Source organism: Streptomyces sp. ADI95-16 (assembly GCF_003721495.1).
Classification (GTDB): Bacteria; Actinomycetota; Actinomycetes; order Streptomycetales; family Streptomycetaceae; genus Streptomyces; species Streptomyces goshikiensis.
On record NZ_CP033581.1, the window covers coordinates 4,210,746 to 4,232,776 of the forward strand.

At 69.9% G+C, this 22,031-nt stretch carries 18 protein-coding genes and 1 pseudogene; 9 read left to right on the plus strand and 10 right to left on the minus strand.

The window, feature by feature from the left end:
• Positions 1-95: 95 nt before the first annotated feature.
• Positions 96-1,538 carry a CCA tRNA nucleotidyltransferase gene (locus EES41_RS18590; protein WP_123079557.1) on the minus strand — a complete coding sequence of 481 codons (1,443 nt, stop codon included), beginning with the start codon at positions 1,536-1,538 and terminating at the stop codon, positions 96-98.
• A gap of 184 nt (positions 1,539-1,722) precedes the next feature.
• On the opposite strand from EES41_RS18590, the gene EES41_RS18595 reads away from it, so the two are divergent.
• The 7 genes from EES41_RS18595 (at position 1,723) to trxA (ending at position 11,212) form a co-directional block, all read left to right on the plus strand.
• A complete protein-coding gene (locus tag EES41_RS18595) occupies positions 1,723-3,984 on the plus strand; it encodes a DUF6049 family protein (RefSeq protein WP_123079558.1) in 2,262 nt (753 codons plus the stop codon).
• Positions 3,985-4,030: 46 nt separating this feature from the next.
• Entirely contained in the window at positions 4,031-6,208 is a 2,178-nt protein-coding gene (murJ, locus tag EES41_RS18600; RefSeq protein WP_123079559.1) for a murein biosynthesis integral membrane protein MurJ, read from the plus strand.
• A gap of 117 nt (positions 6,209-6,325) precedes the next feature.
• Positions 6,326-8,044, plus strand: a complete 1,719-nt coding sequence (locus tag EES41_RS18605; RefSeq protein WP_123079560.1) for a protein kinase family protein — start codon at positions 6,326-6,328, stop codon at positions 8,042-8,044.
• Positions 8,045-8,067: 23 nt separating this feature from the next.
• The gene (sigM, locus tag EES41_RS18610) at positions 8,068-8,781 is read left to right on the plus strand and encodes an RNA polymerase sigma factor SigM (RefSeq protein WP_123079561.1); all 714 of its coding nucleotides are present in this window, start codon (positions 8,068-8,070) and stop codon (positions 8,779-8,781) included.
• The gene (locus EES41_RS18615) at positions 8,778-9,737 is read left to right on the plus strand and encodes a hypothetical protein (RefSeq protein WP_123079562.1); all 960 of its coding nucleotides are present in this window, start codon (positions 8,778-8,780) and stop codon (positions 9,735-9,737) included. Before sigM ends, EES41_RS18615 begins: the two co-directional genes overlap by 4 nt.
• Before the next feature lie 124 nt (positions 9,738-9,861).
• A complete protein-coding gene (gene trxB, locus EES41_RS18620; protein WP_123079563.1) occupies positions 9,862-10,821 on the plus strand; it encodes a thioredoxin-disulfide reductase in 960 nt (319 codons plus the stop codon).
• A 49-nt stretch (positions 10,822-10,870) separates the two neighbouring features.
• Positions 10,871-11,212, plus strand: coding sequence for a thioredoxin (gene trxA / locus EES41_RS18625; RefSeq protein WP_008741654.1), 342 nt, complete (start codon positions 10,871-10,873; stop codon positions 11,210-11,212).
• A gap of 69 nt (positions 11,213-11,281) precedes the next feature.
• Here trxA and EES41_RS18630 read toward each other — a convergent pair whose 3' ends face one another.
• From EES41_RS18630 to rpmH, 9 genes and pseudogenes are all read right to left on the minus strand, one after another.
• Entirely contained in the window at positions 11,282-11,899 is a 618-nt protein-coding gene (locus EES41_RS18630) for a GNAT family N-acetyltransferase (RefSeq protein WP_123079564.1), read from the minus strand.
• A gap of 108 nt (positions 11,900-12,007) precedes the next feature.
• On the minus strand, positions 12,008-13,102 hold the full coding sequence (locus EES41_RS18635) for a ParB/RepB/Spo0J family partition protein (RefSeq protein ID WP_123079565.1): 1,095 nt from the start codon (positions 13,100-13,102) through the stop codon (positions 12,008-12,010).
• Entirely contained in the window at positions 13,095-14,189 is a 1,095-nt protein-coding gene (locus EES41_RS18640) for a ParA family protein (RefSeq protein WP_008741651.1), read from the minus strand. The genes EES41_RS18635 and EES41_RS18640 overlap by 8 nt, the downstream gene beginning before the upstream one ends.
• A 254-nt stretch (positions 14,190-14,443) precedes the next feature.
• On the minus strand, positions 14,444-15,160 hold the full coding sequence (rsmG, locus tag EES41_RS18645) for a 16S rRNA (guanine(527)-N(7))-methyltransferase RsmG (protein WP_123079566.1): 717 nt from the start codon (positions 15,158-15,160) through the stop codon (positions 14,444-14,446).
• Positions 15,161-15,264: 104 nt separating this feature from the next.
• Positions 15,265-15,774: a R3H domain-containing nucleic acid-binding protein gene (locus EES41_RS18650; RefSeq protein WP_123079567.1), complete on the minus strand. Its 510-nt coding sequence runs from the start codon at positions 15,772-15,774 to the stop codon at positions 15,265-15,267.
• Between the two features lie 15 nt (positions 15,775-15,789).
• Entirely contained in the window at positions 15,790-16,893 is a 1,104-nt protein-coding gene (yidC, locus tag EES41_RS18655) for a membrane protein insertase YidC (RefSeq protein ID WP_123079568.1), read from the minus strand.
• Between the two features lie 30 nt (positions 16,894-16,923).
• Positions 16,924-17,178: pseudogene (gene yidD / locus EES41_RS18660) on the minus strand (membrane protein insertion efficiency factor YidD); the annotation flags it as partial.
• Positions 17,175-17,549: a ribonuclease P protein component gene (gene rnpA / locus EES41_RS18665; protein ID WP_008741646.1), complete on the minus strand. Its 375-nt coding sequence runs from the start codon at positions 17,547-17,549 to the stop codon at positions 17,175-17,177. The pseudogene yidD and the gene rnpA, both read right to left, overlap by 4 nt.
• 21 nt (positions 17,550-17,570) lie before the next feature.
• Complete coding sequence (gene rpmH, locus EES41_RS18670) at positions 17,571-17,708, minus strand: 50S ribosomal protein L34 (protein ID WP_008741645.1); 138 nt, start codon at positions 17,706-17,708, stop codon at positions 17,571-17,573.
• Between the two features lie 363 nt (positions 17,709-18,071).
• Between rpmH and dnaA the strand changes: the two genes are divergently transcribed.
• Together dnaA and dnaN are read left to right on the plus strand one after the other, a co-directional pair.
• Positions 18,072-19,862, plus strand: coding sequence for a chromosomal replication initiator protein DnaA (gene dnaA / locus EES41_RS18675; RefSeq protein WP_123079569.1), 1,791 nt, complete (start codon positions 18,072-18,074; stop codon positions 19,860-19,862).
• A gap of 906 nt (positions 19,863-20,768) precedes the next feature.
• A complete protein-coding gene (dnaN, locus tag EES41_RS18685; protein ID WP_123079570.1) occupies positions 20,769-21,899 on the plus strand; it encodes a DNA polymerase III subunit beta in 1,131 nt (376 codons plus the stop codon).
• The last annotated feature ends 132 nt before the right edge of the window (positions 21,900-22,031 follow it).

Consider the following 22,031-nt stretch of genomic DNA (forward strand, 5'->3'; position numbering starts at 1 on the left):
CCGCTCGGGCTGATCCGCTCCGGCTGATGTTTCACGTGAAACGGGGTCGATGTTTCACGTGAAACATCGACCCCGTCGACCGCTGCGGTCCGGTGTCAGGCCTGTGCGGCCCACCACTCCTTCAGGGCCGCGACCGCCGCTTCGTGTCCCATCGGGCCGTTCTCCAGCCGCAGGTCCAGCAGGAACGCGTACGCCTTGCCGATCACCGGGCCGGGGCCGACGCCCAGCACCTGCTGGATCTCGTTGCCGTCCAGGTCGGGCCGGATCGCGTCGAGCTGCTCCTGCTCCTTGAGCTGCTCGATGCGCTCCTCCAGGCCGTCATAGGTCCGGGAGAGCGCGTTGGCCTTGCGCTTGTTGCGGGTGGTGCAGTCCGAGCGGGTCAGCTTGTGCAGGCGCTCCAGGAGGGGACCCGCGTCACGGACGTAGCGCCGCACCGCGGAGTCCGTCCACTCACCGTCCCCGTAGCCGTGGAAGCGCAGGTGCAGCTCCACCAGCCGGGACACGTCCTTGATCATGTCGTTGGAGTACTTCAGCGCGGTCATGCGCTTCTTGGTCATCTTCGCGCCCACCACCTCGTGGTGGTGGAAGGAGACCCGGCCATCGCTCTCGAACCGGCGGGTGCGGGGCTTGCCGATGTCGTGCAGCAGGGCGGCCAGCCGCAGCACCAGGTCCGGACCGTCCTCCTCCAGGGCGATCGCCTGCTCCAGCACGATCAGCGAGTGGTCGTAGACGTCCTTGTGCCGGTGGTGCTCGTCACTCTCAAGCCGAAGCGCGGGCAGCTCGGGCAGCACGTGGTCGGCCAGGCCGCTGTCCACCAGCAGGCCGAGCCCCTTGCGGGGGTTCGCCGACAGCAGCAGCTTGTTCAGCTCGCCCTGCACCCGCTCCGCGGAGACGATCTCGATCCGGTCGGCCATCGCCGTCATCGCGGCCACGACCTCGGGAGCCACCTCGAAGTCCAGCTGGGCGGCGAACCGGGCCGCGCGCATCATGCGCAGCGGATCGTCCGAGAACGAGTCCTCCGGCGTGCCAGGGGTGCGCAGGATGCCTGCCTGGAGGTCTTCCAGGCCCCCGTGCGGGTCCACGAACTCCTTCTCGGGCAGCGCGACGGCCATCGCGTTCACCGTGAAGTCGCGACGGACCAGGTCCTCCTCGATCGAGTCGCCGTAGGAGACCTCCGGCTTGCGCGAGGTCCGGTCGTAGGACTCGGATCGGTAGGTGGTCACCTCGATCTGGAAGCCGAGCTTGTGGGCGCCGACGGTGCCGAAGGCGATGCCCACGTCCCACACCGAGTCGGCCCACGGCCGGACGATCTTCAGAACGTCCTCGGGGCGGGCGTCGGTGGTGAAGTCGAGGTCGTTGCCGAGCCGCCCGAGCAGCGCGTCGCGGACGGACCCCCCGACCAGGGCAAGACGGAATCCCGCCTCCTGGAAACGGCGGCCGAGCTCGTCGGCGACAGGGGCGACCCGCAGCAGTTCACTCACCGCGCGGCGCTGCACCTGACTCAGGGCACTGGGGTTGTCTTCATTGGCGTTCGGCACAACAGAAAAGGGTACGTGCCCGGCCCGGCGGGGGCTCCCTCGTTTGTGGCCACCCCGGCACACGGCGGCGGGCGGCCGGCCCCGATCATGTGGAGCAAGGCGCGGCACTCGCGCACGGCGGGTCTCGTTACCATGCGTGGACGCACAAACGACGACCACTGACACTTCGAGGACGGGCGGGCGCGTGGCCGAGGCGGCAGACAACCAGGGGGCAGTACCGGCCCCTGCCCGGCGTCGCTGGCTGCGGCGCGCCGTCGTCCTGCTCGCCGGGACGCCGGTGCTCGCCGCTCTGGTCTATGCCCCCGCGCCGCCGGCCGAGGCCGCGGACGCCCCCGTCGATGTCCAATTGGACACACTGGCGCCCACGGCTCCGGTCAAGGGCGACACGCTGACGATCTCGGGCACGGTGGTCAACAACACCCGCGAGAAGATCAGCAACGCCCACGTGGGGCTGCGGGTCGGGTCGGCGCTGGGAGACCGGGCCGCCATCGACGAGGTGGCGGACCGCACGGCCTTCCGGCCCGGCACTGACCCCGCGGAGATCGACTCCGCGTACGCCGCGAAGATCGACTCGCTGCCCGCGAAGGCAGGCCAGGCGTTCACCCTCAAGGTCCCGGTGAACAAGCTGCCGCTGGACAAGGACGGCGTCTACCAGCTCGGCGTGTCCCTGTCCGGGGAGAGCGGGAGCCGCTCGTACGAGCAGGTCCTGGGCATCAAGCGGACCTTCCTGCCCTGGCAGCCGGAGGCTGCCTCCAAGCGCTCCCACCTGGCCTACGCATGGCCGCTGATCTCCACGACGCACCTGACCGCGGAGACCGGCTCGGACGAGACGCAGACGCCCGTCTTCCAGGACGACAACCTCGCCGACGAGCTGAAGCCCGGTGGCCGCCTGGAGCAGATGGTCACGCTCGGCAAGGAGCTGCCCATCACATGGGTCATCGATCCCGACCTGCTCTACACGGTCGACGCGATGACCAAGGGCTACCGGGTCCGCACCCCCGACGGCCGGACCGTCCAGGGCAAGAACAAGGCCGTGGCCGAGCAGTGGCTCAGTTCGCTGGAAAGCGCGGTCCAGGGCAAGAAGGTCGTCGCGCTGCCGTTCGCCGACCCCGACATCGCCTCCCTCGCCCACCGCGGCAAGGACGTGTCGGGCACCCTGGGCCAGCTGCGGCCCGCCACCGACAAGGCGAAGCAGGCCGTCGAGACCGTCCTGCACGTGCCCGCGTCCACCGGCTTCTCCTGGCCGGTGGACGGCGCGATCGACCCGTCGATCGTCAACGTCGCCACCTCGGCCGGCGCCCACAACGTGCTCACCCGCAGCGACAGCCTCCGTGAGACCGGCTCCCTGGGCTACACCCCCTCGGCCGCCCGGCCCATCGGCGCGGGCAGCACCGCGGTCGTGGCCGACGCGGACCTCTCCACCACCTTCGAGGGCGACATGCTCGGCGCCGGGAACTCCACGCTCGCCGTGCAGCGGTTCCTCGCCCACAGCCTCGCCCTCAACCTGCAGAACACCGGGGAGCAGCGCAGCTTCGTCGTCGCCCCGCAGCGGATGCCCTCGTCCAGCCAGGTGCAGACGATGGCGGCCGCCCTGCGCGGCCTGCAGAGCGGCCGCTGGACGCAGCCGACCGATCTGGAGGCCGCGGCCGCGGCGAAGCCCGACCCGGGCGCCGCCACCCAGGTGCCGGGGGCCGGCCAGTACCCGGATTCCCTGCGCAAGCAGGAGCTGCCGGTGTCCGCGTTCGAGGACATCCGCACCACCCAGAACACCCTCGACCACTTCAAGGTGATCCTCTCCGCGCCGGACCGCGTGGAGATCCCCTTCGGCAACACCATGAACCGCGAGATGTCCTCCACGTGGCGCGGCCGCCCCGAGGAGGCCAAGGACTACCGGGACCAGGCTCAGCGGTACCTGCTCGGCCTGACCGAGAAGGTCAAGGTCATCCCGAAGTCCGACGCCACGCTGTCCGGGCACAGCGCGACGATCCCGGTGACCGTGCAGAACAGCCTGGTCCAGGACGTCCACGACCTCGTGCTGCGGGTGAAGTCCGCCAACCCGACCCGCCTGATGTTCGGCGACAGCGGCACGGCCCAGCAGGAAGTCACCGTCCAGGCCGACCACAGCCAGACGCTGAAGTTCACCGCGAACGCCACGGCGAGCGGTCCGGTCGAGGTCTCGGCGCAGCTCTTCACGAAGGACGGGGTGCCGTACGGCAAGGAACGCAAGTTCACCGTCGACGCCACCGAGATCACTCCCACCGTCATGCTGGTGATCGCCGGCGGCGTGCTCCTCCTGGTACTGGCAGGCATCAAGATGTACGCCAGTCGCAAGCGCGTCGCAGCCCGCGCGGCCGCCGAGGAGGACACGCAGCCGAGTGACGAGTCCCCGGACACCGGACCGCAAAGCGCGAGCGGGTCCGGCACGGGTGAGACAGTGGACCGTTGAGCGATGCCGTGGCCGGTCGGGCCTGGGACGATGAGGTGGGGTTTCGATGAACGCGCCGTACAACGGTGACCGCGCGCAGGGCACTGGCGGGCCAGCGCCCTCCCAGGGCACTGCCCCGGGCACACCGGTGCCCGGGCAGGTTCCCGCGCCTGCGCCCGCGCCGGATCATGACCCTTATGTCCAGGACGCCTACGATCACGACCCCTACCGGTCGCAGGATCTCTCGGCCCAGGACCCGGTGGCGGAGGTGCTCTACGACCGTGCCTCCCACCCGCCGCCCCCGCCCGGTACCTTCCAGGAGCCCGGCCCCCTCTACGCGGCCCCGGCCACGCCCGTGCACGGTCCCGACCCGCGCGTGTGGGCCCAGACCCCGCCGCCCGAGCCCGACGGCCCCTCCCGCCACCTGCCGTACGGGGACCACGCCACCACCACGCAGTTCGTCGGCGTGGACTCCCTCGTGACCGGCGCGACGGACGACCGGCCCGGGCCCGACGCGTTCGCGCACCTCTACCGGGACCAGCAGGCCGCGCCCCGCACCCCGGTCGAGGAGGCCCCCGTCGCCGCCCCGGCACCGAGCAAGCCCGCCGGGCGCGCCGCGGGTCTGCTCAAGTCCAGCGCCCTGATGGCCGCCGGAACGATCGTCTCCCGCATCACCGGCTTCCTGCGGACCCTGGTCATCGCCGGCGCGATCGGCGTCGCCACCCTCAACGACAGTTACCAGGTCGCCAACACCCTGCCGACGATGATCTACGTCCTGGTCGGCGGCGGCGCCCTCAACTCCGTCTTCATCCCGCAGTTGGTGCGCGCGATGAAGAACGACGAGGACGGTGGCGAGGCCTACGCCAACCGCCTGCTGACCCTCGTCATGGTGCTGCTCGGCGCGGTCACCACCATCTGCGTCCTCGCGGCCCCGCTGTTCATCGGCATGATGTCGCAGAAGATCGCCGACGACCCGCAGCGGATGGACGTCGCCGTCGCGTTCGCCCACTACTGCCTGCCCACCATGTTCTTCATGGGCGTGCACGTGGTCCTCGGTCAGATCCTCAACGCCCGCGGCCGGTTCGGCGCCATGATGTGGACCCCCGTCCTCAACAACATCGTCGTCATCGCCACCTTCGGCGCCTTCATCTGGGCCTTCGGCGGCTTCACCAGCACCGGCGTCACCGAGGCCGGCATCACCCCCGAGGGCGTCCGCCTGCTGGGCCTGGGCACCCTGCTCGGCCTCGCCGTGCAGTCCCTCGCGATGATCCCCTACCTGCGCGACGCCGGCTTCAAGCCCCGTCTGCGCTTCGACTGGAAGGGACACGGCCTCGGCAAGGCAGCCGGCCTGGCCAAGTGGACGTTCTTCTTCGTCCTCGCCAACCAGATCGGCCTCGTCGTCGTCACCCAGCTCGCCACCTGGGCGGGCGGGGTCGCCGACAAGCAGGGCCACGGCGGTACCGGCATCACCGGCTACAACTACGCGCTGCTGCTCTGGCAGATGCCGCAGGCCATCATCACCGTGTCCGTCATGACGGCCGTCCTGCCGCGCATCTCCCGCTCCGCCCACGACGGCGACGCCGCCGCCGTCCGCGACGACATCTCCTACGGTCTGCGCACCTCGGCCGTGGCGATCGTGCCCTGCGCCTTCGCGTTCCTCGCGCTCGGCGTCCCGATGGCCACCCTGCTCTACTTCAAGTCCGGTGTGGAGAGCGCCCAGAACATCGGCTTCATCCTGATGGCCTTCGGCCTCGGACTGATCCCGTACTCCGTCCAGTACGTCGTCCTGCGCGGCTTCTACGCCTACGAGGACACCCGGACGCCCTTCTACAACACCGTCATCGTCGCCGCAGTCAACGCGGGTGTCTCCGCCCTCGCCTTCGTCGTCCTCCCGGCCCGCTGGGCCGTGGTCGGCATGGCGGCGGCCTACGGCCTCGGCTACGCCGTGGGCGTGGGCGTCGCCTGGCGCCGGCTGCGCGCCCGCCTCGGCGGCGACCTCGACGGCGCCCACGTGATGCGCACCTACACGCGGCTCATCGGCGCCTGTGTCCCGGCCGCCGCCGTCGCCGGGGCCGTCGCGTACGGGATCACCCAGTGGCTCGGCAGCGGACCCCTGGGTTCCACCGCGGCCCTGGTCGCCGGACTCGTCGCCCTGGCCGCCGTGTTCCTCGCCGCCGCCAAGCGCATGCGCATCGAAGAGCTCAACGCGATGGTCGGAATGGTCCGCGGGCGCATGGGGCGCTGATGCGCACAACCGTTGCCCCTCTTCGCGTGTCGTGCATAGCGCCAGACTGTGGGCACAATTGGCATGGCTTCGCAGACTGGCCGACAGCGCGCAACGGATGGGGAGGCAGGGACGACGGTGGCGGAACGTAGCACGGCTGCCGTCGACGTGGCCGACAACAGCGGCGACGAGCCGCTGGCCGCAGGAGCGGCCAAGGCCACGGCCGACGGGGTGGACACCCAGAACCGACAAGCCGCGGACGGACCCATGCCCGAGAAGGAAGGCGAACGCGCGAGCGTGGCCCCCTCGGCTGCGCCCGAACTCCACAGCGGTCACAAACTCGCCAGACGCTACCGGCTCGAAGAGTGCGTCACCCGTCTGGACGGATTCAGCAGCTGGCGCGCGATGGACGAGAAGCTCCGCCGCGCCGTGGGCGTCCACCTGTTGCCCGCGGACCACCCGCGGGCCCGCTCCGTGCTGGCCGCGGCCCGCTCCTCGGCCCTCCTCGGCGACCCCCGGTTCGTCCAGGTCCTCGACGCGGTCGAGGAGAACGACCTCGTCTACGTCGTCCACGAGTGGCTGCCCGACGCCACCGAGCTCACCGCGCTCCTCGCGGTGGGGCCGCTGGAGGCCCACGAGGCCTACCAGCTCGTCAGCCAGGTCTCCCAGGCCATGGCCGCCGCCCACCGCGAAGGCCTGTCCCACCTGCGCCTGACGCCCAGCGCGATACTGCGCACCTCCACGGGCCAGTACCGCATCCGCGGCCTCGCCGTGAACGCCGCCCTGCGCGGCATCACCAGCGAGACCCCGCAGCGCGCGGACACCGAGGCCATCGGCGCCCTCCTGTACGCCGCCCTCACCCAGCGCTGGCCGTACGAGAGCGACGCCTACGGCCTCACCGGCCTGCCCAAGGGCGTCGGCCTGATCGCTCCCGACCAGGTCCGCGCCGGCGTCCACCGGGGCCTGGGCGAGCTCGCCATGCGCGCCCTCGCCAACGACGGGGCCACCGCCTCGCGCCAGGAGCCCGCCTGCACCACCCCCGAGGAACTGGCCAAGGCCGTCGCCGCGATGCCCCGCATCCGGCCGCCGGAGCCCGTCTTCACCGCCCCGCCCGAGTACCAGCACACCACGTACCAGCAGGGCAGCTACGGCCGTCCCACGCCTCCCGGCGGGCCCGCCGTCCAGACCCTCTCCGTCGCGCCCCCGCCGCCCCCGCTGCAGAGCCGCACCGGCAAGGCCCTCAAGTGGGGTGTCGCGGCCCTGCTGATCGCCGCCCTCGGCCTGGGCAGCTGGCAGCTCGCCGACACGCTCCTGGAGCACAGCAACCAGAGCAGCGACAACCAGCACCAGCAGACCACCACCGGCGACGACGCACCGGAGAAGAAGGCGCCCGAGCCGATCGCCATCAAGCGGGGCGAGGAGTACTACCCCGACGGCACGCCCCAGGACCTCGACGGCGTCCCCCACACCTACGACGGGGACTCCTCCACCTTCTGGCGCACCCGCACCTTCTACGACGGTCCCGAGGTGAAGGTCAAGGAGGGCCTCGGCATCGTCTACGACCTCGGCGCCGAGCACGACGTCAGCGCCGCCGAGATAGCGCTGAAGTACGCCGGCAACCACACCACCGTCACGCTGTACGCGACCAAGAACATGTCCTCGCAGACGCCGGTCTCGTCCATGAAGAAGATCGTCGGCGCCACCAGCTCGGGCAGCGCGCTCAAGCTGACCGCGGAAACCCCGGTCAAGACGCGCTACGTCCTCCTGTGGATCACCGCCATGCCGCAGGCCGGTGCGGACGACTACACCAAACCGGGGTACAAGCAGGCCATCACGGATGTGAAGTTCGCCGGCTGACGCCGCAGGGGAGGGGCTCACCGTTGGACGACGCCGAGACCGGCGGCCGCAGCGACCAGGAACTCCTGGCGCTGCACGCCGCCGGAGACCCCGACGCCTTCGGTGAGCTCGTACGCCGTCACCGGGACCGGCTGTGGGCCGTCGCCCTGCGCACCCTCGGGGACCGCGAGGAAGCCGCCGACGCCGTCCAGGACGCCCTCGTCTCCGCCTACCGGGCCGCCCACACCTTCCGCGGCGAATCCGCCGTCACCACCTGGCTGCACCGCATCACCGTCAACGCCTGCCTCGACCGGGCCCGCAAGGCGGCCTCCCGCAAGACCTCGCCCCTGGACGACACGGAGCGCCTGGAGCGCCTCCTGGAGCCCCACGAGTCCGCCGAGGCACCCGCGGAACGCCAGGACCTGCACCGCCAGCTGCTGGCCGCCCTGGCCACCCTCCCGGCCGAACAGCGGGCCGTGCTCGTCCTCGTCGACATGCAGGGATACCCGGTGGCCGAGGCCGCCCGCATCCTCGACGTCCCCACCGGCACCGTGAAGAGCAGGTGCGCGCGCGGTCGGGCGAAGCTCCTCCCGATGCTCACCCATCTACGCACCAATGCCGGGGATAACACCGCCACCGAGCGGGGAAGGAACCGAACGCCGGGGACACCCGTCCCACCAGCGGCAAGCCCCGTGCATCCGGCCCCGCACCCGGCCCCGGATCCAGACGCTGTGAAGGGCGGAGGTGGACGAGCGTGACTCACACAACCGGCACGATCCGGCACCCGGACGTCTCGGAGATCTCCGAACTGACCGAAGGACTCCTCTCCCCGGTCCGCACCGCCGAAGTGCGCCGCCACCTCGGCGACTGCGGCCTGTGCGCCGACGTCCAGGCCTCCCTCGAAGAGATCCGCGCGCTCCTCGGCACGCTCCCGGGCCCTGCCCGGATGCCCTCGGATGTCGCCGGGCGCATCGACGCGGCCCTCGCCGCCGAGGCGCTCCTCGACGCCACCGCGCACCGCACCGATGACCCGCCTTCCGCTCAGGACCACACCGGTGTCCCGCCGGTGGCGTCGCCCGCGGAAGCCGACACGGACACATCGGCCGCACCGGCCGCACCGGCCGCGGGATCCGGCGGCCGCCGGCCCGCCGGTCACCCGTCCGGCGCAACCGGACCAGGCCGGCGACGCGCCCGCCGCCGGATCGCCGTCGTGGCGGGGCTCGCCGGAGCCGGCGCCTTCGCCCTCGCCGTCTTCCTGCTGGGCGGCCCCACCGGCACGCCCTCCCACGACACGGCCACCCGCGGCAGGGCCGAAAGCAGCGCCGCCCAGCCCTCGACGGACACCTACACCGCGCAGGGCCTGCGGAGCAGCGTCCAGCAGCTGCTCGCCGCCTCGGACGGCGCCAAGCCCGAGACGGGAGGGGGCAACAAGACCTTCGGGCTGGAGAACACCACGCCCGCTCCGGGAGTCGCCCCCGAGGACCGCGCGGTCCCCTCCGTCCCGCCCTGCGTGCAGGACGCCACCGGCCGCCCGGACGCCCCGCTGGCCACCGAACGCGGCAGCTACCAGGGCACCCCCGTGTACCTCGTCGTCCTCCCCCACCCCGGCGACGCCGCCCGAGTGGACGCCTATCTCGTCGACGCCGGCTGTGTGAACACCCCCACGACAGCCCCCGGAAAGCCCCTGCTGACCAGCACCTACCCGCGAAGCTGACCCGATCGGGGCGGCACGCGGACAAGTGGGGAATGTGCGCGCCTTAGGATCCGTTGGGTGGGGTGAGAGTCCGCACCGGCCCCCAGTAGGCAGCACGCAGTCCGCAGAGACGAGGAAAGTACCCGTGAGCGACGTACGAAACGTGATCATCATCGGCTCCGGGCCGGCCGGTTACACGGCCGCCCTGTACACCGCCCGCGCTTCGCTCAAGCCCCTGGTCTTCGAAGGCGCCGTGACCGCCGGCGGCGCGCTGATGAACACCACCGAGGTCGAGAACTTCCCCGGGTTCCAGGACGGCATCATGGGTCCCGACCTCATGGACAACATGCGCGGCCAGGCCGAGCGCTTCGGTGCCGAGCTCATCCCCGACGACATCGTCTCCGCCGACCTGACGGGCGAGATCAAGACCGTCACCGACACGGCCGGCACCGTGCACCGCGCGAAGGCCGTCATCGTCACCACCGGCTCGCAGCACCGCAAGCTCGGCCTGCCCAACGAGGACGCCCTCTCCGGCCGTGGCGTCTCCTGGTGCGCGACCTGTGACGGGTTCTTCTTCAAGGACCAGGACATCGCCGTGGTCGGCGGCGGCGACACCGCGATGGAGGAGGCGACCTTCCTCTCCCGCTTCGCCAAGAGCGTCACCATCGTCCACCGCCGCGACAGCCTCCGCGCCTCCAAGGCCATGCAGGACCGCGCCTTCGCCGACCCGAAGATCAAGTTCGCCTGGGACAGCGAGGTCGCCGAGATCCACGGCGATCCGAAGCTCTCCGGTCTGACCCTGCGCAACACCAAGACCGGTGAGACCTCCGAGCTGCCCGTGACCGGCCTCTTCATCGCCGTGGGTCACGACCCCCGCACCGAGCTGTTCACCGGCCAGCTGGACCTGGACGAAGAGGGTTACCTCAAGGTCGAGGCGCCCTCCACCCGCACCAACATCACGGGTGTCTTCGGCGCCGGCGACGTCGTCGACCACACCTACCGTCAGGCCATCACCGCCGCCGGCACCGGCTGCTCCGCCGCCCTCGACGCCGAGCGTTTCCTCGCCGCCCTCGCGGACGCCGAGCACGCCACCGCGACTGTCTGACCCCCCAGTTCACCCCCACACCACACCCCGCAGGAATAAGGAGGCCGCTGTGGCCGGCACCCTCAAGAACGTGACCGACGCTGACTTCGACACCGAGGTCCTCGCCAGCGACAAGCCCGTGCTGGTGGACTTCTGGGCCGCCTGGTGCGGCCCGTGCCGTCAGATCGCGCCGTCCCTGGAGGCCATCGCGGCCGAGTACGGCGACCAGATCGAGATCGTCAAGCTCAACATCGACGAGAACCCGGCCACGGCCGCCCGCTACGGCGTCATGTCCATCCCGACCCTGAACGTCTACCAGGGCGGCGAGGTCGCCAAGACCATCGTCGGTGCCAAGCCGAAGGCCGCCATCCTGCGCGACCTGGAGGGCTTCGTCCAGGCCAAGGCCGTCTGACGCACCCGCTTTGTTTCACGTGAAACGGGGCCGCCCCCTACCGGGGCGGCCCCGTTCGCGTAGCGCCGCTCACAGCGGGCGCAGTACCGGTTCCTTACGGGCCGCGCCCAGCAGCCGGTCCAGCGCCAGCTCTACGTCTTCCTTCCACGACAGCGTCGAACGCAACTCCAGCCGCAGCCGTGGATGAACCGGATGCGGCCTCACCGTCTTGAACCCCACCGACAGCAGATGGTCCGCCGGGAGCAGACAGGCCGGCCCGTCCCACCGCGCGTCCCCGAACGCCTCGATGGCGCGGAAGCCCCGCCGCAGCAGATCCTTCGCCACCGTCTGGACCATCACCCGCCCCAGGCCCTGCCCCTGATAACCCGGCATGATCCACGCCGTGATCAGCTGTACCGCGTCGGGGGAGACCGGGCTGGTCGGGAAGGCCGTCGAACGCGGCACGTACGCGGGCGGCGCGTACATCACGAACCCCACCGGGACCTCGTCCACGTAGACCACCCGGCCGCACGAGCCCCACTCCAGAAGGACGGCGGAGATCCACGCTTCCTTCTCCAGCTCCGGAGTCCCCGCCTTCACGGCGGCCTCACCACTCACGGGATCGAGTTCCCAGAACACACAGGACCGGCAACGCTTGGGCAGGTCCTGGAGGTTGTCCAGCGTGAGCGGTACCAGCCGACGACCCATGACGGCATCGTATCCAGAGCTCGAATCAGGTGAAACCGCAGCAAGGCAAAGGGGCGGACCGCGCCGGCTCCCACCGGTACGGCCCGCCCCCACGGCGGAACCCGGGCATCACTCCCCGGGAAGACCCTGCTCCAGCACCCGGCCCTCGCCCGGCGCCAGCGTGCCCAGAATCCGCTCCAGATCCTCCATCGACGCGAACTCGACGGTGATCTTGCCCTTCTTCTGGCCCAGGTCCACCTTCACCCGCGTCTCGAACCGGTCGGACAGCCGCGTCGCCAGCTGACTGAGCGCCGGAGCCACCCGGGTACCCGCACGCGGTCCCTTCGGCTTCACCACGCTCTCGGGCTCCGAGGACATCAGCGCCACGATCTCCTCGACCGCGCGCACCGACAGTCCCTCGGCCACGATCCGGTGCGCCAGCTTGTCCTGCGTCTCGGAATCGCTTACCGACAGCAGCGCCCTCGCGTGCCCCGCCGACAGCACGCCCGCCGCCACCCGGCGCTGAACCGACGCCGACAGCTTCAGCAGCCGCAGCGTGTTCGACACCTGCGGACGCGAACGCCCGATCCGGTCCGCCAGCTGGTCGTGCGTGCAGTTGAAGTCCCGCAGCAGCTGGTCGTACGCGGCCGCCTCCTCCAGCGGATTCAGCTGCGCCCGGTGCAGGTTCTCCAGGAGCGCGTCCAGGAGGAGCTTCTCGTCATCCGTCGCCCGGATGATCGCCGGGATGCGCTCCAGCCCGGCTTCCCGGCAGGCACGCCACCGGCGCTCGCCCATGATGAGCTCGTAGCGGCCCGGGGCCGCCTGCCGCACCACCACCGGCTGGAGCAGACCCACCTCCTGGATGGAGGTCACCAGCTCCGCCAGCGCGTCCTCGTCGAACACCTCACGCGGCTGCCGCGGATTCGGGGTGATCGAGTCCATCGGAAGCTCCGCGAACGTCGCCCCCGCCACCTCGTTCGTCGCCGGCTCCGGCTCACTCGGCGACGTCGCTCCCCCGGCCACCGCCGGGGACGCCTCCAGTGATCCATCCGCCTGCGCCAGCGCGGCAAGCTTCGCCGCCGCGATCCCGCGCTCCGAGGTCAGCACCGGAACGACCGACGCGGACGCAGACCCTCCGCCCATCGCCTGCGGCGTCTTCTCCTGCGGAGCGGCGGGAATCAGCGCGCCGAGCCCCCGCCCCAGACCCCTACGTCGCTCACTCACTGTGGATCCCCTCCGCCATACTCTGCGTGCTGTTCATGCCCGCGCCCAGATGGGCCTGCGAGGCGTCGTACGAAATTCCGGCCCCCCGCAGCGCGATCTCCCGCGCCGCTTCGAGGTAGGACAGCGAACCGCTGGACCCCGGGTCATAGGTGAGCACCGTCTGCCCGTAGCTGGGGGCCTCGGAGATGCGCACCGACCGCGGGATGCTCGTGCGCAGCACCTCTTTGCCGAAGTGCGTACGCACCTCCTCCGCCACCTGCGAGGCCAGCCGCGTCCTGCCGTCGTACATCGTCAGCAGGATCGTCGAGACGTGCAGCGTCGGGTTCAGGTGCGCCCGCACCAGGTCGACATTGCGCAGCAGCTGCCCCAGACCCTCCAGCGCGTAGTACTCGCACTGGATCGGGATCAGCACCTCCGCGCCCGCCACCATGGCGTTCACCGTCAGCAGGCCCAGCGAAGGCGGGCAGTCGATCAGGATGTAGTCCAGCGGCTGCTCATACGCCTGGATCGCCCGCTGAAGCCGGCTCTCCCGCGCCACCAGCGACACCAGCTCGATCTCGGCACCCGCCAGGTCGATCGTGGCCGGAGCGCAGAACAGGCCCTCCACATCCACCACCGGCTGGACGACCTCCAGCAGCGGACGGCTGTCCACGAGCACGTCGTAGATCGACGGCACATCCGCGTGGTGGTCGATACCCAGGGCCGTGGAGGCATTGCCCTGCGGGTCGAGGTCGACCACCAGGACGCGCGCCCCGTGCAGGGCCAGCGAGGCCGCCAGATTGACGGTCGTGGTGGTCTTGCCCACGCCGCCCTTCTGGTTGGCGACCACCATGATCCGGGTCTGCGCCGGACGCGGCAGACGCTCACCGGCACGGCCCAGCGCATCGACGGCCAGCTGAGCGGCTCGGCCGATGGGGGCGTCGTTGTCTACAAGGGGCGGAGACGATGTTTCACGTGAAACATCGTCCGCCGCCGATTCAGAGCGGGGACCGGGGACCGGATCGGCCATCGGCCCCGCGAGGTTGGCGTCGGACCGCACGGTGTCACTCTCCTCGACAGCGGGCTCGCGATGAACAGAGCCTGCCATGTCCCCGGGGTCGCGAACCAGCGGGGCCCGTACTCCTGTGGATGAATCCACCGATGTGGACAACTCCGTCCCCCCTGCTCCCTTGCGGGGACGGGGGGACGCAGCGGCGCGACCGCGGCTGATGATTCCGTGCAGCAGAGAGCGACGTTTCACGTGAAACACGATGCCCGGGCCGAGTCATCCGGCCCCTACGACACTCCGAAATCCATACCTATAGGGCGCAACGGGCCCTCATTCCCAAGGGAACAGGGGTGTCAGCGCCGCCGACGCGTACGGCTCACCCGAGCCGCCTTCGCCCGCTTCGTCGCGAAGCGCACGCCGCCGGGGCTCTCCCCCACCTCGACCCGCACCACGGTCGACAGCGGATCCACGACGCCCTCGCCCACATGGAGCACCGAGGTCTTCACCACACCGAGCTTCGTCAGCGCGACCTTCGCCGCCACCAGCTCCTCCTCGGCGGTGTCACCCTTCAGGGCCAGCATCTCGCCGTAGGGACGCAGCAGCGGCACACCCCAGCCGGCCAGCCGGTCCAGCGGAGCCACCGCTCGCGCCGTCACCACGTGCACCGGCTGCAGCTTGCCCAGAACCTCTTCGGCCCGTCCGCGCACCACCGTGACATGGTCCAGGCCCAGCAGCTCCACGGCCTCCTGGAGGAAGTTCGTCCGTCGCAGGAGCGGCTCAAGCAGCGTGATCTTCAGGTCGCGCCGCACCAGGGCCAGCGGGATGCCCGGCAGGCCGGCCCCCGAGCCCACGTCGCACACGGTGACACCCTCGGGCACCACCTCCGACAGCACCGCGCAGTTCAGCAGGTGCCGCTCCCACAGCCGCGGCACCTCGCGCGGACCGATCAGGCCCCGCTGGACACCCGCATCCGCCAGCAGCTCCGCATACCGCACAGCTTCCGGGAAAAACTCACCGAACACCGCGCGCGCCTCTTCAGGCGCCGGGGGAAGCTCCGCTGCCTCCGTCACGGGGACCGTCCTTCCGTACAGAACCGATGGTGTCGTCAACTGTCAGGCTTACAAACATCGGCCCCGCCTGCGATCCAGACGGGGCCGACCACACACACTTCCGGTCAGGCCGGGAGCACAACGACGAAGCGCTGCGGCTCCTCGCCCTCGGACTCGCTCTTGAGACCGGCGGCCGCCACGGCGTCGTGGACGACCTTGCGCTCGAACGGCGTCATCGGAGCGAGCTTCAGCGGCTCGCCCGAGGCCTTCACATCGGCCGCGGCCTGCGCGCCCAGCACCGCGAGCTCCTCGCGCTTCTTCGCACGGAAGCCGGCGATGTCCAGCATCAGACGGCTGCGGTCCCCGGTCTCCCGGTGCACGGCGAGGCGGGTCAGCTCCTGCAGAGCCTCCAGAACCTCACCGTCGCGGCCCACGAGCTTCTGCAGGTCACGGGCGGAGTCACTGACGATCGACACCGCGGCACGGTCGGCCTCGACGTCCATGTCGATGTCGCCGTCCAGGTCGGCGATGTCCAGCAGACCCTCAAGGTAATCGGCCGCGATCTCACCCTCCTGCTCAAGGCGGGTCAGGGTGTCGCCACTCTCAGCGGCGGCGGTGGTGGTGCCTTCCGTCACGGGAGGGACTCCTTCTTACTTCTTGGAGGGCTTGCTGGGGGGCGTCTGACGCTGCGACTTCGACTGCCTCTTGGGCTGCTGTCGCTTCGAAGCACCACCGCTCGCCGCATCGGCGTCGGCCGTGGCCTCGGAACTCTTGATCACGGAACCGTCCGCCTGAGCGGCCATGCCCTGCTTGGTCAGCGCCGTGATGAACTTGCGCTCGTTGTCGTTGCGGTCCGGGCCCTTGGCCACGATCGCCGCGACGATCTTCTTCTTGCCCCGGCCCTTGACGTCACCGTGCGAGCTCACGTGCTTCAGCAGACGGGTCAGGTACTGGTCCTGCGCCTTGCTGCCCGGCGTCGGGTTCTGGTTGATCACGTACATCTGCTGACCCATGGTCCACACGTTCGTGGTCAGCCAGTAGACGAGGACACCGACGGGGAAGTTGATGCCCATCACGGCGAAGATCACCGGGAAGATGTACATCAGCATCTTCTGCTGCTGCATGAACGGCGTCTTGACCGAGAGGTCGACGTTCTTCTGCATCAGCTGGCGCTGCGTGTAGAACTGCGACAGCGACATCAGGACGATCATGACCGCGGTGACGATGCGCACATCGGTGATCGAGGCGTTCAGGCTCGCGGCCTTCTCGGCGCTGTCCGTGAACTTCGCGGCCAGCGGCGCACCGAAGATGTGCGCCTGACGGGCGCTCTCCAGCAGCGACTGGTTGATGACGCCGATGGTCTGGCCGTTGGCGATGGCCGACAGCACGTGGTACAGCGCGAAGAAGAACGGGGACTGCGCCAGGATCGGAAGGCACGAGGAGAGCGGGTTGGTACCCGTCTCCTTGTACAGCTTCATCATCTCTTCGGACTGACGCTGCTTGTCGTTCTTGTAGCGCTCCTGGATCGCCTTCATCTTCGGCTGGAGCGCCTGCATGCCTCGCGTCGCCTTGATCTGCTTCACGAAGAGCGGGATCAGGCAGATACGAATCAAGATCACCAGGGACACGATGGACAAGCCCCAGGCCCAGCCGCTGTCCGCGCCGAAGATCGCGCCGTACACGCTGTGGAACTGGACGATGACCCACGAGACAGGCGTGGTGATAAAGCTGAACAGACCGGCAATCGTGTCCACTAATCAGGCTCCTTGAGCATTGCGAGATCTACGCAACGCACTGCGCAGCTGCTCGTGCCAACGCGGGCGTTTACGGGGTGGGACGTGATCCACGCCACCCGGGGACCACGGATTGCACCGCAGGATCCGCCAGGCGGTCAGGACCGTCCCCTTGACCGCACCATGCCGGTCGATGGCCGTGAACCCGTAGCGCGAGCACGACGGGTAATAACGGCACACCGGGCCGAGCAGCGGACTGATCGTCCACTGGTACAGCTTGATCAAAGCGAGCAGCGGGTACTTCATCGAGCCGTGCCTCCCAGCAGCCGCGCCAAGGCGGCATCCAGGTCACGGGCCAGCTCGTCAAGGCCGGCATCACCCGATCCGGGCAGAGCCCGCACCACCACCAGGCTACCGGGGGGCAGCTGAGACAGCCGCTCCCGTACGAGATGGCGCAAACGGCGCTTCACCCGGTTACGGACCACAGCGATGCCGACAGCCTTGCTGACGACGAAACCCGCACGCGTCGAGGGATCGATCTCCCCCGGCTCGTGCGGGTCCGTTGCACCGCTTGTACGTAGGTGGACGACGAGGAGCGGGCGACCTGCCCGCCGCCCTCGGCGCACCGCGCTCGCGAAGTCCTCGCGCCGCCTCAGCCGATTTTCGGGAGACAGCACGACGTCACGACCTGCGTGTTGTTACGCGGAAAGGGCGGCGCGGCCCTTGCCACGACGGTTCGCGAGGATCGCGCGACCGGCACGGGTACGCATCCGCAGGCGGAAGCCGTGGGTCTTGGCACGACGGCGGTTGTTCGGCTGGAAGGTGCGCTTGCTCACTCGGGGGCTCCAGAGAATGAATCGTTGTGGCGGGACATCGCCTGGCTGTCACCGTGCGCCCACGAAGGAAAACTCGCGTGTTCGCCCGAGTGGCACCGCTAAATGATCACAATTCAGTGATCTTCGCCCATCGGTAGGCAGGCGGCAGCAGCCATCGACAACTCGACCTCGTTACGGTACGCGCGGCTACGCCATCCGGTCAAACCGAGCCTTCGGTGCCCCACACTGTGCACAGGCTGTGGACAACGACTTGAACCCTACCCACCGGCCTGACTACCGTTGTCTGATCCCGGATTCTTTTGTCCCGACCGTCCCAAAGAACCACACATACGTGGGACCGGGACCTGTGAGAGAGCGTGCTCTGTGGCTGACGTACCTGCCGATCTTGCCGCAGTGTGGCCACGAGTGCTCGAGAAGCTCCTCGGGGAGGGCCAGCAAGGGATCGAGCCCAAGGACAAGCAGTGGGTCGAACGCTGCCAGCCCCTGGCCCTCGTCGCCGACACCGCACTCCTCGCCGTCCCCAATGAATGGGGCAAGCGCGTCCTCGAAGGCCGCCTCGCCCCCCTCATCAGCGACGCCCTCAGCCGCGAGTGCGGCCGCCCCATCCGGATCGCCATCACCGTGGACGACTCCGCCGGCGAGCCCGCGCACCCGGCCCCGCCCTCCTCCTCGCAGCGCGACGCCTACGAGCCGTACGGCGGCCAGCGCCCCGGCGGCCCGGGCGGCCACGGCGGCGGCCCCTCCGACGACCAGCTGCCCACCGCCCGCCCCGCCTACCCGGACTACCAGCAGCAGCGCCCCGAGCCCGGCGCCTGGCCCCGTGGCGGACAGCAGGACGACTACGGCTGGCAGCAGCCCCGCCTCGGCGGCTTCCCCGAGCGCGACCCCTACGCCTCCCCGCAGCCCGGGTACCTCCAGCAGTCCGAGCCCTCCGGCTACGACCAGGGCTCCTACGAACAGCAGAAGTACGAACAGCAGAAGTACGAGCAGTCCGGGTACGAGCCCCAGCAGAACCACCAGTACGAGCAGCAGCAGTACGAACAGCCGGCCCCGCGCCCCGCGCCCGGCCGGCCCGCGCCTCCGGCGTCCTCCGGCGGCTCCACCTCGGGCCCGCTGGAGCCGACCGCCCGGCTGAACCCCAAGTACCTCTTCGACACGTTCGTCATCGGCGCCTCCAACCGCTTCGCGCACGCCGCCGCGGTGGCCGTCGCCGAGGCGCCCGCGAAGGCGTACAACCCCCTCTTCATCTATGGGGAGTCGGGCCTCGGCAAGACCCACCTGCTGCACGCGATCGGGCACTACGCGCGGAGCCTCTACCCCGGCACGCGCGTGCGCTACGTGAGCTCCGAGGAGTTCACCAACGAGTTCATCAACTCCATCCGCGACGGCAAGGGCGACGCGTTCCGCAAGCGCTACCGCGAGATGGACATCCTGCTCGTCGACGACATCCAGTTCCTCGCGAGCAAGGAGTCGACGCAGGAGGAGTTCTTCCACACCTTCAACACGCTCCACAACGCCAACAAGCAGATCGTGCTCTCCTCCGACCGGCCGCCCAAGCAGCTCGTCACCCTGGAGGACCGGCTCCGCAACCGCTTCGAGTGGGGCCTGATCACCGACGTCCAGCCGCCCGAGCTGGAGACCCGTATCGCGATCCTGCGCAAGAAGGCCGTCCAGGAGCAGCTCAACGCCCCGCCGGAGGTACTGGAGTTCATCGCCTCCCGCATCTCGCGCAACATCCGCGAGCTGGAGGGGGCGCTGATCCGGGTCACGGCCTTCGCGAGCCTGAACCGGCAGCCGGTCGACCTGGGCCTGACCGAGGACGTCCTCAAGAACCTGATCCCGGGCGGCGAGGACAGCGCACCGGAGATCACCGCGTCGGACATCATGGCCGCCACCGCCGACTACTTCGGCCTGACGGTGGACGATCTGTGCGGCTCCTCGCGCAGCCGGGTGCTGGTCACCGCCCGGCAGATCGCGATGTACCTCTGCCGGGAGCTCACCGACCTCTCGCTGCCCAAGATCGGGGCCCAGTTCGGCGGCCGCGACCACACCACCGTCATGCACGCGGACCGCAAGATCCGCGCCCTGATGGCGGAACGCCGCTCCATCTACAACCAGGTCACGGAGCTCACCAACCGCATCAAGAACGGCTGACGCGCGCCCTGAGGGGGCCGTGTGAGGGTCTGCGAGGGCTCTTCCGCGGCCCCCTCAAACGTTTCTACAGGGCGCTCCCGGAGTACTTGGGGGGCGCCCTCCTTCAGCCCCGCGCCCCCAACCTGTTCGAATGCGCCCCCAACGGGCCAACTCATCCACAGATTCGCGGACTTTTTTCCGTCCACACCCTGGGGACGGGTTCCGTCACCCACAATCTGTCCACAGGGCCGCTGGTTGAGGCACCATCAGCCCAGGTCAGCCACCTGTGGAATTGTGCGCAAGCGTCATCCACAACCTGTGGACGGAATATTCATCCACAGGCTCGTCCACGCCTCTGTCCACCGCCGACCCACAGGTTGCCGCATCCTGTGCACAGGATCCGATGAGTTACCCACACCGTTGTCCACTGTTCGGCAACACACCACCCCCTCTCACCGCCCCGAGTGAAAGCGGTCACACGGAAGTAGACGTTTGGGCTGTGGAGTACTGGGGAAAAGCTGGGGACGCAGCTGTGGAGTACTCGGGGTCACCTGGGGACGGCCTGTGCAGAACTTTTCGTTCTCCACAGCACACCCCTGTTTTCCACCGGTGTCACCCACAGGGTGTGGGGATAAAAAACGTGGGCTGACCTGCGAGAACGGGCTTATCCACCGTTTCCACAGGCCCTACTACTACCCCCATAGAGATTGAGGCCGGTTTCGGTTTTCAAGCAGGTCCTGTGCACAACTCGGTGGGCAGCCTCGCCGCCGCCGCGCTCCCGACTTGACCGCCAGCCGCGACGACTGTCGGCGCCGTACGTCAGACTGGTCCCCGGCACCGAGGCCCCGGTCCGCTGAGACCGGGAGGCACCGGGAGCCGACGACGAAGGCCGGCCAGACGAGCGAGCAACAGCAGGAGGCGGTTCCGGTGAAGATCCGGGTGGAGCGCGACGTACTCGCGGAGGCGGTGGCCTGGGCGGCCCGTAGCCTCCCGGCCCGGCCGCCGGTGCCCGTCCTCGCGGGCCTGCTGCTCAAGGCCGAGGACGGCACGCTGAGCCTCTCCGGCTTCGACTACGAGGTCTCGGCCCGCGTCTCCGTCGAGGCGGACGTCGAGGAGGACGGCACCGTCCTGGTCTCCGGCCGGCTGCTCGCCGACATCTGCCGCGCCCTCCCCAACCGGCCGGTGGAGATTTCCACAGACGGTGTACGGGCGACCGTGGTCTGCGGCTCCTCGCGATTCACACTCCACACCCTTCCTGTGGAGGAGTACCCGGCGCTGCCGCAGATGCCGACCGCGACCGGCACCGTGCCCGGCGAGGTCTTCGCCTCCGCCGCGGCCCAGGTCGCCATCGCCGCCGGCCGCGACGACACGCTGCCCGTGCTGACCGGTGTCCGCATCGAGATCGAGGGCGACCGCGTCACCCTGGCCTCCACCGACCGCTACCGCTTCGCGGTCCGCGAGTTCCTGTGGAAGCCGGAGAACCCGGACGCCTCCGCCGTGGCCCTGGTGCCGGCGAAGACGCTGCTGGACACCGCCAAGTCCCTGACCAGCGGTGACACCGTCACCCTGGCGCTGTCGGGCTCCGGTGCGGGCGAGGGCCTCATCGGCTTCGAGGGCGCCGGCCGCCGCACCACCACCCGGCTGCTCGAAGGCGACCTGCCGAAGTACCGCACGCTGTTCCCGACGGAGTTCAACTCCATCGCCGTGATCGAGACCGCCCCGTTCGTCGAGGCCGTCAAGCGCGTGGCCCTGGTCGCCGAGCGCAACACCCCGGTCCGCCTGAGCTTCGAGCAGGGCGTGCTCATCCTGGAGGCCGGTTCCTCCGACGACGCACAGGCCGTGGAGCGCGTCGACGCCATCCTGGAGGGCGACGACATCTCGATCGCCTTCAACCCGACCTTCCTGCTGGACGGCCTCAGCGCGATCGACTCACCGGCCGCCCAGCTCAGCTTCACCACGTCCACCAAGCCGGCGCTGCTCAGCGGCCGCCCGGCGGTCGACGCCGAGGCGGACGAGGCGTACAAGTACCTGATCATGCCGGTGCGCCTGTCCGGCTGACGCCCTCGTACGTCGGGCCCGGTCTCGCAGGCTGCGGGACCGGGCCCGACGGCGTTCGTCCCCCTTCGTCCACCCCGGCGCGGGGGGCTCACGGACCCTCCTCCGAGCGCTCTGGAGCGCCCGTGGGGCCCG

What these genes read in the sequence shown, in the direction of transcription:
- EES41_RS18630 (WP_123079564.1), bottom strand. Translation starts at nt 11,899, where the DNA reads ATGGGTCGTCGGCTGGTACCGCTCACGCTGGACAACCTCCAGGACCTG.
- murJ (WP_123079559.1), top strand. Translation starts at nt 4,031, where the DNA reads ATGAACGCGCCGTACAACGGTGACCGCGCGCAGGGCACTGGCGGGCCA.
- EES41_RS18640 (WP_008741651.1), bottom strand. Translation starts at nt 14,189, where the DNA reads ATGGCAGGCTCTGTTCATCGCGAGCCCGCTGTCGAGGAGAGTGACACC.